Origin of the sequence: Pseudarthrobacter sp. PS3-L1 (assembly GCF_030063285.1) — a bacterium.
Classification (GTDB): domain Bacteria; phylum Actinomycetota; class Actinomycetes; order Actinomycetales; family Micrococcaceae; genus Arthrobacter.
On sequence record NZ_JASISU010000001.1, the window covers coordinates 187,564 to 201,615 of the forward strand.

The following is a 14,052-nucleotide window of genomic DNA, read 5'->3' on the forward strand; positions in this document are numbered from 1 at the left end:
GCCCGCACTGCTGGGCTGTGAGGTTGACAAGATACCCCACTACGCTTCACAGTGATGACTGTCACTGGTTATAACCAGTGACCAAAACTCTACCCACTCCGGAATCTCCGCACAAGCACCCTGCCCGAAACGAGGAACCATGTCCACAGAAAACCCCTTAGCATCGGCTGACGCCGGGCTCGGTGGAAAGCCTGCTGGTGGGAGCGATTCAAGCCCCGCTCCCGCCAAGAAGAAAGGTGACAGCAGGGCGTTGCAGAACATGCAGCGTTTTGGCCGCAGCCTCATGCTTCCCATTGCCGCCCTTCCCGCGGCAGCACTCCTGCTGCGCCTCGGCCAGGATGACCTCCTGGGCAGGTTCGAGGGACTGAGTACCGTGGCCCAGGTCATCGGTGCTGCTGGTGGGGCCCTCTTTGACAACCTGCCGCTCTTGTTTGCTGTCGGCATTTCCTTCGGATTCGCTAAGAAGGGCGACGGCTCAACCGCATTGGCCGCCGTCGTCGGCTTCCTGGTGCTGACGAACGTTTTCAAGGTGATGGCGCCGCTGGTGATGGGTGCGCCGGCTGAGGGTGCCGATGATCCAGTGATCAACTACGGTGTCCTGGCAGGCATTGTGATGGGCTTGACCACGGCCCTGCTCTGGCAAAAATTCCACCGCACCAAGCTGCCTGACTTCCTGGGGTTCTTCGCGGGCCGGCGCCTTGTTCCCATCCTGACGTCGCTGGCAGCGATTGTCATCGGCGTGCTGATGGCGCTGGCCTATCCACTCTTTGACCGGGGCCTGACCTCGGTGGGCAACGCCGTTGCGGACAACACGGTGGTGGGTAGCGGTGTCTACGGCACGCTGAACCGTCTGCTGATTCCACTGGGCCTGCACCACATCCTGAACTCCATTGTCTGGTTCATCATTGGCGACTACAACGGGGCCCAGGGTGACCTCAACAGGTTTTTCGCCGGCGATCCCAGCGCCGGTGTCTTCATGACCGGATTCTTCCCCATCATGATGTTCGCCCTCCCAGCCGCAGCCCTTGCCATCTGGCAGGAAGCCCGTCCTTCACAGCGGAAAATTGTGGGTGGCATCATGCTCTCCACAGGCCTGACCGCATTCCTGACCGGCATCACCGAGCCCCTTGAGTTCTCCTTCATGTTTGTGGCCTGGCCGCTGTACCTGTTCCACTCGGTCATGATGGGCACATCGATGATGCTGACCAACTTCCTCGGCATCCATCACGGCTTCGGCTTCTCTGCAGGCGCAATCGACTACGTCCTGAACTTTGGCATCGCCACCAACCCGCTCTGGCTGATCCCCATAGGCCTGGTGTACGCAGCCATCTACTACGTCGTGTTCCGCTTTGTGATCCGACGCTGGAACCTGCGCACCCTGGGCCGTGAAGAGGAAGCCGATGAAGCACCGGCGGCAGCAAAAACTGATGCGCCCTGAAGCCGTGCCAAGGACTGATGGTCCGCTTCGTGGTTTCCGTGGGCGTCTTGTCACGGGTGCAGCTGAACCGGGAACGTACGACGACGGCACCCTCCTCATGGCCGGGGGCGCCATAGTGTGGTGCGGCCCCTCCGCCGACCTTCCCGCAGAATCTGCGGCCAGGATAGAAGCAGGCATTGAGGCCGTGGACCTGATCCTGCCGGGGCTGGTGGATGTCCACTGCCACGGCGGGCTGGGCCACAGCTTCGGAACGGATCAGGAAGGCGCCCGCGCTGCGGCAGCCCACCATGCGGAGCAGGGCAGTACCTCAATCCTGGCGTCCCTGGTATCCGCTCCGTCGGCACTTCTGCTGGAGCAGATCGTGGCGCTGCGGGGTCTGGTCCAGGACGGCACTTTGGCTGGCCTGCACCTGGAGGGCCCGTTCATCACGCACAGTATGTGTGGCGCGCAGGACCCTGCAGCCATTGTCGACGGCGACCCGGGCCTGCTCAGGCAGTGGTTCGACGCAGCACAGGGCGCCATCCGGTCCATCACCCTGGCACCGGAGACCCCCCATTTTGCTGAGCTGGTGGGCCTCTGCCGCGAGTACGCTGTCCTGCCTTCGTTGGGCCATACGGCCGCGACGGCTGAGGTCACCAGGGACGCCCTGGCAGGGGACGGCGCCTGGTCTGCGACGCACCTGTTTAACAGGATGCCAGCGATTGGGCACCGTGACGCGGGACCGGTACCCGTGATGCTGCAGAGGGCGAAGGCCTCCCCGGAACGGATGGTCCTGGAACTTGTGGCGGACGGCATCCACCTGGATCCGGAGATTGTCCGCATGGTGTTTTCGCTGGCAGGTGCGCAATCGGTAGCGCTCGTCACTGATGCGATGGCCGCAGCCGGAATGGCTGATGGGCCCTACACGCTGGGCAGTTTGGATGTTGTGGTGCGCGACGGTGTTGCGCGCCTTGCCACGTCGGATCCCCTGGTGCCCGGAGCCATTGCCGGGGCCACCAGCCACCTGCTCGAAAACGTCCGGAACTGCGTTGCCTGGGGCATTCCCCTGAACGACGTCGTCACCGCAGCATCAGGGGCACCCGCGCGGCTCATGGGCCTGGACCGAAACGGCACCCGCCAGGTAGACAACGGCGTGGGGCGTCGTCCGGTAGGCGTGCTGGCGGCTGGCTATAGCGCTGATCTGCTGATTCTCTCCGAAAACCTTGACCTTGTGCAGGCCTACAGGGCCGGCGAACCCCTTCGCGACGAAAGGACCAACCATGCAGATAGTGCTGTGTGATTCGGCAGACCAGGTGGGACACCGCGCTGCCGACATTATCGAGGCGAGGCTCCGCCGGGGTCCTGCCGTGCTTGGCCTCGCCACCGGGGGTTCGCCCAGTTCCACCTACCAGGAGCTGATTCGCCGCCACCGTGAGGAGGACCTGAGCTTCAGCCAGGTCACGGCCTTCACCCTGGACGAGTATGCCGGCCTGGCCAAGGACCACGAGCAGTCCTACTATTCCACCATCAGGCGTGAACTGGTGGACCACGTGGATCTGCCCCTGGAGCAACTCCTTACCCCGCAGGGTGATGCTGCAGACCTTATGGCGGAGGCGGCACGCTACGACGCGGCCATTGCCCAGGCAGGAGGCGTGGACGTCCAGATCCTGGGTATTGGAGCCAACGGCCATATCGGTTTTAACGAACCCACGTCGTCCTTGACATCCCGCACCCGGGTCAAGACCCTGGCGGGAGCCACACGGGCGGACAACGCGCGCTACTTTGAGGAGGGAAATGTTCCGCGCCTCTGCCTGACCCAGGGTTTGGGAACCATCGGGGACGCAAAAGTCGCTGTCCTGGTCGCCATGGGCGCGAACAAGGCCTCAGCAGTCCAGGCGATGGTGGAGGGCCCCGTGAGCGCGTTCTGCCCGGCGTCAGTCCTCCAGCTGCACCGCACCGCCGTCGTGATCCTGGATCCGGCGGCGGCCGGGAATCTCTCCATGCTGGACTACTACCGGGAGGCCCAGAAGTTCAACGACCAACTGGGCCAGGGGCAGCGGCGCGGCTCCTGACTACTCCCTGAAGAGTTCCGCCAGATCATCAGCGGTGATGGCCCCGCCGGAGAGCGAGTCACCCTCCATGACATCCGCGAAGAGCTGTGATTTGCGGGCCTTGAGGGCCATCACCTTCTCCTCGATCGTGTCCTTCGCTACCAACCGGTAGACCATGACATTGCGGGCCTGGCCAATACGGTGTGTCCGGTCAACGGCTTGCGCTTCGGAGGCCGGGTTCCACCACGGATCGAGCAGGAACACGTAATCGGCTTCTGTCAGGTTCAGGCCGAACCCACCGGCTTTGAGGCTGATCAGGAACACGGGGGCATCGCCGGTCTTGAACTCGTTGACGACGTCGGTCCGGTTGCGGGTGCCACCATCGAGGTAGCAGAACGGGATGTCCTCGTCGACCAGGCGCTCGCGGACCTTGCCCAGGAAACCCGTGAACTGGCTGAAAATCAGGGCCCGGTGGCCCTCTGCCACCAGGTCATGGACATGCTCGAACAGGACATCAAGCTTGCTTGAGCGCACGGCAGAGAGAGACTCGTCCACCAGTGAGGCATCCAGGCTTAGCTGCCGCAGCAGGGTCAAGGACTGGAAAATGGTGAACCGGTTCTTGTTGACGTCCTCAATGAGGCCCAGCACCTTCTGCCGCTCGCGCTGCAGGTGCGTCTGGTAAACCTTCTGGTGCCTGGGGTTGAGTACCACCTCCAGGATCTGCTCCTGCTTGGGCGGCAGGTCGTCGATCACCTGGTCCTTGGTCCGGCGCATCATGAGCGGACGGACGCGACGCCGGAGCTTGGCCAACTGCTCCTTGTCGCCGTTCTTTTCCACGGGCTTCTGGTAATACTCGGCGAAGCGCTTGGGGCTGGCAAAAAGACCCGGGGCGACGATCGAGGTCAGGGCCCAGAATTCCATCAGGTTGTTCTCCAGCGGAGTGCCGGTGACGGCCAACTTGAAAGCGGCAGGCAGTTTCCTGGCGCACTGGTACGCCTTGGACTGGTGGTTTTTCACAAACTGGGCCTCGTCGAGGACCAGCCCAGCCCATTCCAGGGAGGCATAGGAATCATAGTCGATCCGGAACAGGGCGTAGGAGGTGATGATGACATCCGCCTTACCCATCACCGAGTCCGGGGTGGCACCACTCTTGGCAAACGTTTCGCCGATTGCCGCAACCTTGAGGCCGGGTGCGAACCGTGCGGCCTCGGCAGCCCAGTTGCCCACAACACTGGTGGGCGCTACCACCAGGAAGGGCGCGCGCGGCACTGGTGCGGCGTCTCCCGCGTGTTCCTGGCCTGTTCCGGCGTTCTCCGCTGCTTCTTTCGCCGCGCACATCAGCGCGAGGGCCTGGACGGTTTTACCCAGGCCCATGTCGTCAGCCAGTACCCCGCCGAGCCCGTGCCGGTAGAGGAAGCTGAGCCAGTTGAAGCCCTCCAGCTGGTAGGGGCGCAGATCGGCGTTGAGCGTAGCGGGCAGCGGCAGCCCGTCTACCCCACCCTCCAGGAGACCTCCGACGGCGGCACGCCAGGACGCAGCCTGCTCATCCACGACGCCCAGCTGGGCCAGCTCGTCCCACAGGCCAGCCTGGAAACGGCTGATCTGCAGTGGTGCGTCCTTGTTGTCCTGCAGCTCACGTGCTTCATCAATCAGCGCGCGCAGCTGGTGCAGTTCGGGTAGGTCCAGCGAGAAGTAGGCGCCGCTGGGCAGCAGCATCCGGCTCTGACCCGAAGCCAGTGCCGAGAAAACCGCGGCGAAAGACACCGGCTGGCCCTCCAGGGAAATCTGGATGCCCAGATCAAACCAGTCACGCTGCTCGGTGGCCTTGGTGGAGATCGAGACTACCGGGGCTTCCTCTGCCTCGCGGTAGTCCGCAATGTCGCCGGTGGTATCAACGTCGACGTCGGGCGCGTCCCGCAGTTGCGGTAGGACCTCTTCGGTGAACGCCAGCGTGTCCAGTCCCTTCAGCTCGACTGTGGCACAGAGGCGCGGCGTGCCCCAACCGCTGCTGGCCGATTCGGCAAGTGCAGGCACCAGATCCCATGGCTTCCCCAGCCCCTCCAGGATGCGGGCTTCGGCAGCATCGTCGCGGTACCCGCCGTCGCCGGGCTGCGGCCAGAGCGGCTGGGCGGTGACGGACTTGCCTGCTTTGCCCGAGGCATAGTGCCATTCCCAGTGCAACCGCACGCGGTGGTCCGCGCCGTAATTTGCGAGCAGCGACAGCGTTGGTGCGGCTAGGGCAGGCAACTCCACTGAGTCGTCCCTGGCAGTGACCCGGGCTGTCTGTTTCAGCTTGGGATAGAACCCGGTGAGGAACCTTTCCTCATCCCTGGCTGGAATGTGAAGAGTGTTTCCGGCTGTGACAAAGGTCAGTAGCTCTGGGCTGAGGCCCTCTTCCAACGGTGCCAGCGTGATGATCTGGTCCTCCGCGATGCCGGGCAACGAGTCTCCAGCGGAGGTGAAGAAAACGCCGTGCGCAGGGCGTCCAATGGTACCTACCGTGGCGACATCAACATCTTCGCCGTCCACTGTCATGTTTGACGCGAGCTGCAGTCCGGCCGCGGGCAGGGCTGCGGCGTCCGAGGGGCCTGCTGCCGGGCTGAATCGGCTGAGGTCGAGGCCGACTGCAGCCGGTGCGGTTGCCAGCCGGATGGGTTCGCTGCTCTTGCTGTGAACCAGGGCGAGCCCAATGCCCTGGGCTTCGGCCAGCATGGACCACAGGGTGCGTGAGGCAAACCCGTTAAGCGGCAGCCACAGCGCCGACGGATTATGGGTGCGGCTGGCAGAGGCTGACTGTGCCGCCAGGAATGACTGCAGCCAGTCCACGTGGGCCTCGTTGCAGTCCCGGCGGAAGTTCACATAGCCAAGGGTGTTCCAGGAAACATCGCCACGAATCCACTTGCCCTTTGCGCCAAGAATCACGGGCCGGGCCTTGAGGAGGCGGACAGCTGGTGCCTGGCCACGGTGGGCATTGTAGGAGAACTGGGGTGCCGGTTCCTCAAGCTCAAACTGCAGAGCCAGGGGAGTCCCCTCCGCCGACTGCCGTGCCCCGGACTTGGAGATCAGCGGATTCAGGGCCTGTTCCCAGTCGGTCAGCTCCAGGCCGGAGGGCCGGCGCACAGAGGTAACGGAGCCGGGTGCGGACAGCAGTTGTGCCCGGATGGCAGGGGCGTCCTCGGCGGCGAACAGCAGGGCCGCCACGTGTTTGCAGTCCTTGCGGACAGGGCAACTGCAGATGCCGACGGTACAGCTCCACCCGGCACCGCGTCGCACCAGTTTTGCCGTGGTGGAATAGGGGGCATCCGACCCGCCCCGGACCTTGCCCAGCATCAGTCCGGTGTTTGGATCGAAGGTCATGCCACTGACCCGGCTGCCCATGGCGTAGGCCAAACCTGCCGCCAGGGAACGGTCATTGATGGCTGGGGTCTGGATCGCCAGGGCCGCACTTTCGTCCGGTTGGGATGGCATGGAGCGCACTACTTTCGGCAGGCCGGGGATATTACGGCCGGTGGGGGACTATCTGATCCATCCTAGTTTGCCGAGGGGCGCCGTCGCACACCGGGAACTGCTGGCACGTGCCAGCTGGCAAAGGGTCCGCGCACTCCGTCCAGGAACTACTCCCGGGAAGGAGAGTCCATGACAGTCCGAAACTCCGCCACCAATGCCTGGTTCTCGCATGCTCGGGCGAACGCCTCGATCCGCTTCTCGATTTCCCGGCCCAGCAGCCACGAGCCAATCCGTTCCATGACTGGCCGTAACAGCGCCGGGCGGCACGAAAAGGTGTATTTCCACACGGCCTTGGTGCCGACGTCGTCAGCGGTGAAACGCCAGCCGCCACCAAAGGTGGTGAAGAACCATGGGCCCTTCACCATTGTCATTCCCACGTTCTTCGGTGGAGTGTAGGAGACGTATTCGCTGATCATCAGCAGACCCAGACGCGATCGGGTGCGCGTCCGGACCCCTTTGCCCGCGTGCGTTGCGCTGCCCTGGAATTCCTGCGAGGAGATGAACGGATCCCATGACAGGCGGAACGCCCCCGTGGTCTGTGAGAACGCGAAAGCTGTGGCCGGGTCAAGGCGGATGAGTCGTTCTGCTCGGATCTGCGGCATGGTTCTACCCTAGGCCCGTTCCCATCCAGCGGGGTGCGGCGATCCAGCCCGGAGCTACATCTTTGCGAGTCGTGCGCGGACCATCAGGAAGACGCCGTAGCTCAGGAGCCCCAGCCCTACGGCGGCCAGCAGGTAACTGCCGTAGGGCTGGTCCTGGAGGGCCTTGAGGCCGCCGTCCAGTCCGGTTGATTCCTCCGGGTTTGACCCCAGTGCGGCAACCGCTACGAGAATGCCCGTGAGGAGCAGCACAGCACCTTTTGCAACATAGCCGGTCACGCCCAGGGCAATAACAGCCTTTCGGGGAGTGGCGCGGCTGGGAAGAACCAGATGCTTGGCAAAAGACTTCCGGATCCCACTGACGGCGTAGATGACTCCACCAACGGAGATTCCCAGGCCAACTGCCACGAGGAGCACCACTCCGGCGGGAGCAGCGAGGACCGTGGCAGTGAGGTCGCTGGTCTTGGAGCTGCTGTCCGAGCCGGATCCGGTGCCCACAGCAAAAGAAAACAAGGTTGTCGCAAGCCCTGCATAGATGACAGCCTGGCCGGCAGCTTTAAGTTTTTTGAGGGTCTTGTCCTTGGTGGGCAGTTGGCCGTAATCGAAGATGGCATCGCTGACTTGCCACAGAGCCAGGGCGGCGCAGGCCGCAAAACTGCTCCAGAGCAGGAGGGGTCCAGCGGGCTGGCTTGCCAGTTCGGCCACGGCTCCACTGACGTCTGCGCTTCCGCCGCCGCCGGATGCCAGCCGCAGAACAGTGACTCCTATCAGCAGGTGCAACAGTCCGCTGACTGCGAAGCCAACACGAGCGAGGATCTCGAGGGCACCGGAATTTGTTGCCTGATAGGCGGCATCGGCAGCCTGGTGCATTTCGTCTTTGATGACTGTTTCCTTCCGTAGGGCCACGGACCACATGGTCCGCTGACCGTGTCGGCTCCGCCGCGGAGGTCACCTCCACAGCAGAGGACCATGATTCCATGTCTGCCCATGGCGTGGGAATCCCACACGTAGGCGGTTGCTGGCGGGGAGGGCTGCGGCCAAAGTCGCCATGGGTAGTCATGCCCATGGCCGGCGTGCACGAGGTATGCCACGATGATCTGCAGTGAATCAGCTTTACCGGCATCTTTCCATGGGGAGAAATCATGACCTTTTACGGCGCAGACGTGGATCAACTGCGTGCTTTGGCTAAAGCAGTCGACAAAGCAGCAAACCTGCTGAGCACCAAGGCTTCGTCCCTTCAGGGCCAGATCATGGCAGCACCCTGGAAGGGGAGTGACGGGGACCAGTTCAGGCATGAATGGACCAGCAGTCACCGGCCCAGCCTTGACCGCATAGTCAGCAGCCTGCAGGAAAATGCGCGCATGCTGAAGCAGAATGCCGATGAGCAAGAAAAGTCTTCCGGTGCCGACACCGCTGCCGGTGCCACTGCCCCCACTCCTGGAAGTTTTACGGCCCTCGCCGACTGGTTCACGAAACAGGTCGAGGAAGCAAAGGCGCTCAACGAACACCGCGATGCCCTGGAATCCGGTTTGGCCGCGATGGTCAAGGGAACTTCCGAGGAACAGGCTGCCTGGTGGGCTTCGCTCTCGGCCGAGGACCAGAAGTACCTGATTGAAGGCTCCGGTAAATACGGCCCCTTGGCGACTGAACTGATGAAGATGGACGGTGGAATTCCCGAATCAGTCCAGCAGCAGGCACGCGAACACCTCCAGGACGTCGCGCGAGCTGATATCCCCATCTATTCAGAAGCCGGCAGCGCCTCCATTGAGGCCCGGGTTGCCTGGGTGCACGGTGGCGCCGAAGTGGGTACCGAAGTGGTGGAAAATGCTGATGGCAGCGCCACCATGATGGTCTACGGAAATATGGGTCTCGGCGTCAATGACACCAGCGGCACGGTGGGCGCGACGCTGAACGGCGAAGTCTCACGTGAGTACACATTTGGTTCAGTCGAAGAAGCCATGGCCGCCCGTGAACAGATGTACCGGGACCTGCCACCGGATAGCGCAGGGGACATCAAGGATGTTGCCGGAAACCCGCCGGGATACATCCTGGACACCATTGACAATTCCGCTGCGGAGAATGGAACCACCGGCCACGGCGACAAAGCCAAGGGCACACTGTCCTTCGAGGCGGAAGGCGAGGCTGGCGCTGCGTCAGGTTCAGCTTCTCTTGACCTGGCGTACGAGAAGAACCTCACGGACGGAACCTCAACAGCCAGTGCCGAGGTTTCCGCCTCCGGCAAGCTGGACCTTGATGGCCAGACGTTTGAGGCATCCGGCAAGGGAGGCCTTCAACTGAATATGGGGAGTGACAACACCATTGATTCGGTGTCCCTTTCCATGGAGGGCACGGTGGCCCAGGGCCTGAAGGAGGGGATAGATGTGGACGCGGCCAAAGTCGAATCCAGTGTCACGTCCGGAGCGCAGGGCACTGTGAAAATTGATGTTGCCTACACCCCTGAAAACAAGGAAGTGATTGACAGCTACATGCGCAACGTAGCGCTGGGCAACGACTCCGCAGCTGACCAAGATGCGGCAAGACTCTATGACGCCGGTGCGGCAACAGTTCAGGTCAACAGTGTGGTCAATGCCTCCACGGAAGCCGGATTTGACGTCAAGGTTGGTGAAGTGGAGGTGAAGACGGAAACCGAGGTCTCCACCAACGTCTCCACGTACTATAAAGTCCCCAATGACACCCGGCTTGAAAGCCTCTGACGGCCAGCCTCAACCGCATCACACGGCCACGACGTACAGCTGAAGGAGCTTTTTTAATGAGCGTGCACATTGATTCACCGCTAGGCTACACAGCCCAATTCCCGGACTTTACCCAGGCCCTGGATGACTCTACTGCCGGCCCGGAGACGGAGCAGTTTGCGTTGCCCGGCAATGTCCTGGTGACAGTCATCAAGGACGCCACCTCAGTGAAGGACGCCCCCCAGATCACGGGCTGGGCACATCTCATGTCCGAGTTCTACCTCAGGGAACGGGGCGGCCAGAAGCTCACCGAGGGCGAGCTGGACCTGCCGGGCAAGGCATCGTTCGCTGTCGTGGTGGGATACACCAGTGCTGATGGTTCCCCCAAGGCCGCTGCCACGGTGGGCACCTGGGAAGAGAGTACGTTCCTGGGCATCGTCGTTATCTGGCCGTTCGTCAACCCGGAACTGGAACCCCGACTTGAGCTCCTCAGGGACGTGGTGGGAGCCATCCGCGTCAAGTAGTTCGGGCTAACGACGGCGATACGCCAGGTCAAAAACCAGCCTCCCGGCGTCGTGGGCCTTCAGTTCGAAACTGGTCAGTACGCGACCAGCGAATCGCGGCGCCCAGCCACCGACCGTATCGGTACCTTCATTGGGTCCGGTGTGGCCGGTACTGACAGGGTCGCGACCCTCCCGCACGGGGGCGCCGCCCACCACCGACTCGACGCCAGATTCCCACACCTGGGTGAGGGGGCTGTCCGGGCCGGTGCGCTCGCCGTCATACAGGTTCTCAAAATCCGGGGAATCGGCCAGGACTTCGCGGACGTGGACAGCGTAGTTGGACCAATCGGTGGCGATCCGGAACAGGCCGCCGGGTTCCAGTGCAGCGGCTGCCTGCGCGGCGAACTCGGGCTGGATCAGGCGGCGCTTGTGGTGGCGCGACTTGTGCCAGGGATCGGGAAAGAAGACCCACACTTCGCTCACGGAGCCGGCGGGAAGCATGGTGTTCAGCACCTCGGGCGCATTCGCCTCGACCACCCGGACATTGGTCAGGCCGCGGCTGTTGATCTTGATGATGGTGTTGGCCAACCCCGGCGTATAGACCTCCACGGCCAGGAAGTCCTTGTCGGGGTTCTCGGCGGCGGCGTGGCATACCGCATCTCCCAACCCTGAACCGATTTCGACTATCAGTGGAGCCGTTCGTCCAAACTCCGCCTCGGCGTCGAACGTGAACTCCGGGTGCACGGAGGTGTTGGCAATGTGGCGGGGCACATCCACTGCCCACCGGTCCGCGTGCTCTTCCCACGCGGTCTGACGCCGACCCTGCAACCGGGTACCGCGCCGCACAAAACTGACCGGCCGCCCGCCGTAGGTGCCAAAGGATGCCTGCGTTCCCGGGGTGATGGGGCGGGACTGCTGCGGGGTATCTGGGGATTCACTCATCAGCACCAGAATACCGGCTTGGGGTGGTGGGGCAGGTGCGCGGTCTGCACCTGGGGCGATGCCCAGCCCAGAGGTACCTGCAACAATGGCCGCGTGAACGTCGAAGGAAAAACCGCCCCGGGAGAGTCCTCCGCAGCTCCGGTTCCACGGCACGGCCGGACGGTGCTCGTTTTGCTGGGGGCCTGCCTGGTCCTGGTCGGCCTCAACCTCCGCACCGTCTTTTCCAGCTTCTCCGCTGTTCTGCCGGAACTGACGGCCGACATCGGCCTGCCAGGATGGGCGGTGGTGGTCCTGACCACCGTCCCGGTGACGCTGCTGGGAGTTTTTGCGCCGCTGGCGCCGTGGCTGGCCCGCAGGTTTGGGGCCGAAAGGGTCCTGCTGGGAGCCATGGCACTCCTTACTGTTGGCCTGGTGATAAGGCCCTCGGAGCTCCCCGGTGCCGGGCACCTGCCCACCCTGCTGGCTGGGACTGCCGTGTGCGGGGCGGCGATCTCGGTATGCAACGTCCTGCTTCCCGGCGTCGTCAAGCAGGATTTTCCGCATCGGCTGGGACTCATGGGAGGCCTATATACCACAGCGATCTGTGCCTCCGCGGCTCTCGGCGCCGGGTTCACCTACCCGGTCTACGCGCTCACCGGCCAATGGACTGCGGCACTGTGGGTCTGGGCGGTTCCGGCCGGCGTCGTCCTGCTCCTCTTCCTGCCGCTGGCGCTGCGAATCCCGCGGCACAGGGTTGTCCCTGGGAAGGTGGGCACGGCTGTGTGGCGCTCGCCGGTGGCATGGCAGATCACGGCTTTCATGGTGCTGCAGGCCATGATGTCGTTCAGCGTTTTTGCGTGGCTAGCGCCGATTCTGCGTGAGCGGGGGATCAGCGGCGGGACGGCGGGGTTGATCGTCTCCACCTCGATTGCCCTGCAGATGCTGGGATCGCTGTTTGCGCCGGCGCTTGCGGCCCGCTGTAGGGACCAGCGGGCCATCAACGTGGTGGTGGCGCTCATGACCGGCAGTGGATTTGCGCTCTGTATTTTTGGGCCGCTCGGGCTGATCTGGGCGTGGGCCGCCCTTTTGGGCCTGGGCCAGGGAAGCCTGACAGCTGTGGCGCTGACCATGATCACCCTCCGGACCCGCAATGGACCCACTGCTGCCCGGCTTTCGGGAATGATGCAGGGAGTGGGCTACGGTGTTGGATCCACGGGAACGCTGATGGTGGGGCAATTGCACCAGGGCACAGGGTCTTTTGCCGCAGCCGGTGTGCTGTTCCTGGTGGTGGGCGCCCTCGCTGCCGTTTTTGGCTACCGGGCCGGGATCAGCAGGTACGTGGGCGGGTAGGGGCTGCTGCTTCGTTGTACGTTGCCCAGCTAGGCTGATGCCCATGGAGATTCGAGTGGGCACGGACCGCGACTGGCCGGAGATCTATAGCTTCTATCGGTCCACCATGGCCGCCGGGCTGACCTATGCCTTGCCAGCGGATCAGGGCCTCGACGAGGCCAGGCCGTTCTGGATGGAGTCGGCTCCCGGCCAGACGGTTGTTGCAGTCGATGGGACGGACATCCTTGGCTCGGCGAAAATGGGTCCCAACCGCCCTGGCCGCGGCAGTCATATTGCGACTGCCTCGTTCCTGGTGGCACCTGCACACGAAGGCAGGGGAGTAGGGCGGGCGCTCGGCAGGTACGTCCTCGACTGGGCGCGCAGCGAGGGCTATCACGGCATTCAGTTCAACGCCGTCGTCGAAACAAACCTGGCCGCGGTCCACCTGTGGAAATCCCTGGGCTTCACCGTCGTTGGTACCGTTCCGGAGGCCTTCGATCATCCAGACCATGGACTGGTGGGCCTGCACGTGATGTACCGGGTGCTATAGCGGCTTAGCCCAGGCCCGATTGCCAGAGCACCGGGCCGTCACCCATTGCCGCCAGGAGATCACGAGGATTCTGCAGGCTGCACGATTTCAGGCTCAGGCAACCGCAGCCAATGCAGCTGTTCAGATCCCTGCGGAGGTGCTCCAGTGTGGAGATCCGCGCATCGAGCTCAGTCCGCCACACCCTCGACAGCTTTTCCCAGTCCTGCTTGGTGGGAGTCCTGCCATCGGGGAGGGACTCCAGCGCTGTCAGGATCTCCTTCAGCGGAATCCCCACGCGCTGGGACACCCGGATGAACGCCACCCGGCGGAGCGTGTCCCGGCGATAGCGCCGCTGGTTGCCTGCGCTTCGGTCTGCACTGATCAGGCCATTCCGCTCGTAAAAGTGCAGGGCGGATGCCGTCACTCCACTTCGGCGGGACACCTCACCAATACTCAGCCACTGGTGTGGTCCGGGTGCTTGCTGTGCCATGCTTCCCCTTGGC

The 14,052-nt window shown here is 63.4% G+C and carries 12 protein-coding genes; 7 read left to right on the top strand and 5 right to left on the bottom strand.

Translation table 11 applies throughout. The features are described 5' to 3' along the window. Positions 1 to 139: 139 nt before the first annotated feature. From QMG79_RS00905 to nagB, 3 genes are read left to right on the top strand one after another with little or no spacing between them, the layout of a single operon-like run. Positions 140 to 1,438, top strand: coding sequence for a PTS transporter subunit EIIC (locus tag QMG79_RS00905; RefSeq protein WP_283536690.1), 1,299 nt, complete (start codon positions 140 to 142; stop codon positions 1,436 to 1,438). Beyond that, a complete protein-coding gene (locus QMG79_RS00910; RefSeq protein WP_283536691.1) occupies positions 1,428 to 2,717 on the top strand; it encodes an N-acetylglucosamine-6-phosphate deacetylase in 1,290 nt (429 codons plus the stop codon). The genes QMG79_RS00905 and QMG79_RS00910 overlap by 11 nt, the downstream gene beginning before the upstream one ends. Next, the gene (gene nagB, locus QMG79_RS00915; RefSeq protein ID WP_283536692.1) at positions 2,698 to 3,489 is read left to right on the top strand and encodes a glucosamine-6-phosphate deaminase; all 792 of its coding nucleotides are present in this window, start codon (positions 2,698 to 2,700) and stop codon (positions 3,487 to 3,489) included. Before QMG79_RS00910 ends, nagB begins: the two co-directional genes overlap by 20 nt. Here the strand turns inward: nagB and QMG79_RS00920 are convergent, their stop codons facing one another. From QMG79_RS00920 to QMG79_RS00930, 3 genes are all read right to left on the bottom strand, one after another. After that, a complete protein-coding gene (locus QMG79_RS00920) occupies positions 3,490 to 6,936 on the bottom strand; it encodes a DEAD/DEAH box helicase (RefSeq protein ID WP_283536693.1) in 3,447 nt (1,148 codons plus the stop codon). It abuts the gene before it with no gap. Between the two features lie 146 nt (positions 6,937 to 7,082). After that, positions 7,083 to 7,577: an SRPBCC family protein gene (locus QMG79_RS00925; protein ID WP_283536694.1), complete on the bottom strand. Its 495-nt coding sequence runs from the start codon at positions 7,575 to 7,577 to the stop codon at positions 7,083 to 7,085. Between the two features lie 54 nt (positions 7,578 to 7,631). After that, positions 7,632 to 8,489, bottom strand: a complete 858-nt coding sequence (locus QMG79_RS00930) for a DUF1206 domain-containing protein (RefSeq protein ID WP_502934682.1) — start codon at positions 8,487 to 8,489, stop codon at positions 7,632 to 7,634. Positions 8,490 to 8,716: 227 nt separating this feature from the next. Here QMG79_RS00930 and QMG79_RS00935 point away from each other — a divergent pair, with 227 nt between their 5' ends. Continuing rightward, positions 8,717 to 10,288 (top strand): WXG100 family type VII secretion target, encoded by a 1,572-nt coding sequence (locus tag QMG79_RS00935; RefSeq protein ID WP_283536695.1) that lies wholly within the window; start codon positions 8,717 to 8,719, stop codon positions 10,286 to 10,288. A 56-nt stretch (positions 10,289 to 10,344) separates the two neighbouring features. Continuing rightward, positions 10,345 to 10,791 (top strand): hypothetical protein, encoded by a 447-nt coding sequence (locus QMG79_RS00940; RefSeq protein WP_283536696.1) that lies wholly within the window; start codon positions 10,345 to 10,347, stop codon positions 10,789 to 10,791. A 6-nt stretch (positions 10,792 to 10,797) separates the two neighbouring features. On the opposite strand, the gene trmB is transcribed toward QMG79_RS00940, so the two are convergent. Next, positions 10,798 to 11,712, bottom strand: a complete 915-nt coding sequence (trmB, locus tag QMG79_RS00945; protein ID WP_283536697.1) for a tRNA (guanosine(46)-N7)-methyltransferase TrmB — start codon at positions 11,710 to 11,712, stop codon at positions 10,798 to 10,800. Positions 11,713 to 11,805: 93 nt separating this feature from the next. Between trmB and QMG79_RS00950 the strand changes: the two genes are divergently transcribed. Then, positions 11,806 to 13,041: an MFS transporter gene (locus tag QMG79_RS00950; protein WP_283536698.1), complete on the top strand. Its 1,236-nt coding sequence runs from the start codon at positions 11,806 to 11,808 to the stop codon at positions 13,039 to 13,041. 43 nt (positions 13,042 to 13,084) lie between these two features. After that, on the top strand, positions 13,085 to 13,570 hold the full coding sequence (locus QMG79_RS00955; protein ID WP_283536699.1) for a GNAT family N-acetyltransferase: 486 nt from the start codon (positions 13,085 to 13,087) through the stop codon (positions 13,568 to 13,570). Positions 13,571 to 13,574: 4 nt separating this feature from the next. Here the strand turns inward: QMG79_RS00955 and soxR are convergent, their stop codons facing one another. Then, on the bottom strand, positions 13,575 to 14,039 hold the full coding sequence (gene soxR, locus QMG79_RS00960) for a redox-sensitive transcriptional activator SoxR (protein ID WP_283536700.1): 465 nt from the start codon (positions 14,037 to 14,039) through the stop codon (positions 13,575 to 13,577). Positions 14,040 to 14,052 lie beyond the last annotated feature (13 nt).

Excerpts from the sequence above, each read along its gene's own strand:
- nagB (WP_283536692.1), top strand. The coding sequence starts at position 2,698 with ATGCAGATAGTGCTGTGTGATTCGGCAGACCAGGTGGGACACCGCGCT.
- QMG79_RS00930 (WP_502934682.1), bottom strand. The coding sequence starts at position 8,489 with ATGTGGTCCGTGGCCCTACGGAAGGAAACAGTCATCAAAGACGAAATG.
- soxR (WP_283536700.1), bottom strand. The coding sequence starts at position 14,039 with ATGGCACAGCAAGCACCCGGACCACACCAGTGGCTGAGTATTGGTGAG.
- QMG79_RS00940 (WP_283536696.1), top strand. The coding sequence starts at position 10,345 with ATGAGCGTGCACATTGATTCACCGCTAGGCTACACAGCCCAATTCCCG.
- QMG79_RS00920 (WP_283536693.1), bottom strand. The coding sequence starts at position 6,936 with ATGCCATCCCAACCGGACGAAAGTGCGGCCCTGGCGATCCAGACCCCA.
- QMG79_RS00905 (WP_283536690.1), top strand. The coding sequence starts at position 140 with ATGTCCACAGAAAACCCCTTAGCATCGGCTGACGCCGGGCTCGGTGGA.
- QMG79_RS00955 (WP_283536699.1), top strand. The coding sequence starts at position 13,085 with ATGGAGATTCGAGTGGGCACGGACCGCGACTGGCCGGAGATCTATAGC.
- QMG79_RS00925 (WP_283536694.1), bottom strand. The coding sequence starts at position 7,577 with ATGCCGCAGATCCGAGCAGAACGACTCATCCGCCTTGACCCGGCCACA.
- QMG79_RS00910 (WP_283536691.1), top strand. The coding sequence starts at position 1,428 with ATGCGCCCTGAAGCCGTGCCAAGGACTGATGGTCCGCTTCGTGGTTTC.
- QMG79_RS00935 (WP_283536695.1), top strand. The coding sequence starts at position 8,717 with ATGACCTTTTACGGCGCAGACGTGGATCAACTGCGTGCTTTGGCTAAA.
- trmB (WP_283536697.1), bottom strand. The coding sequence starts at position 11,712 with ATGAGTGAATCCCCAGATACCCCGCAGCAGTCCCGCCCCATCACCCCG.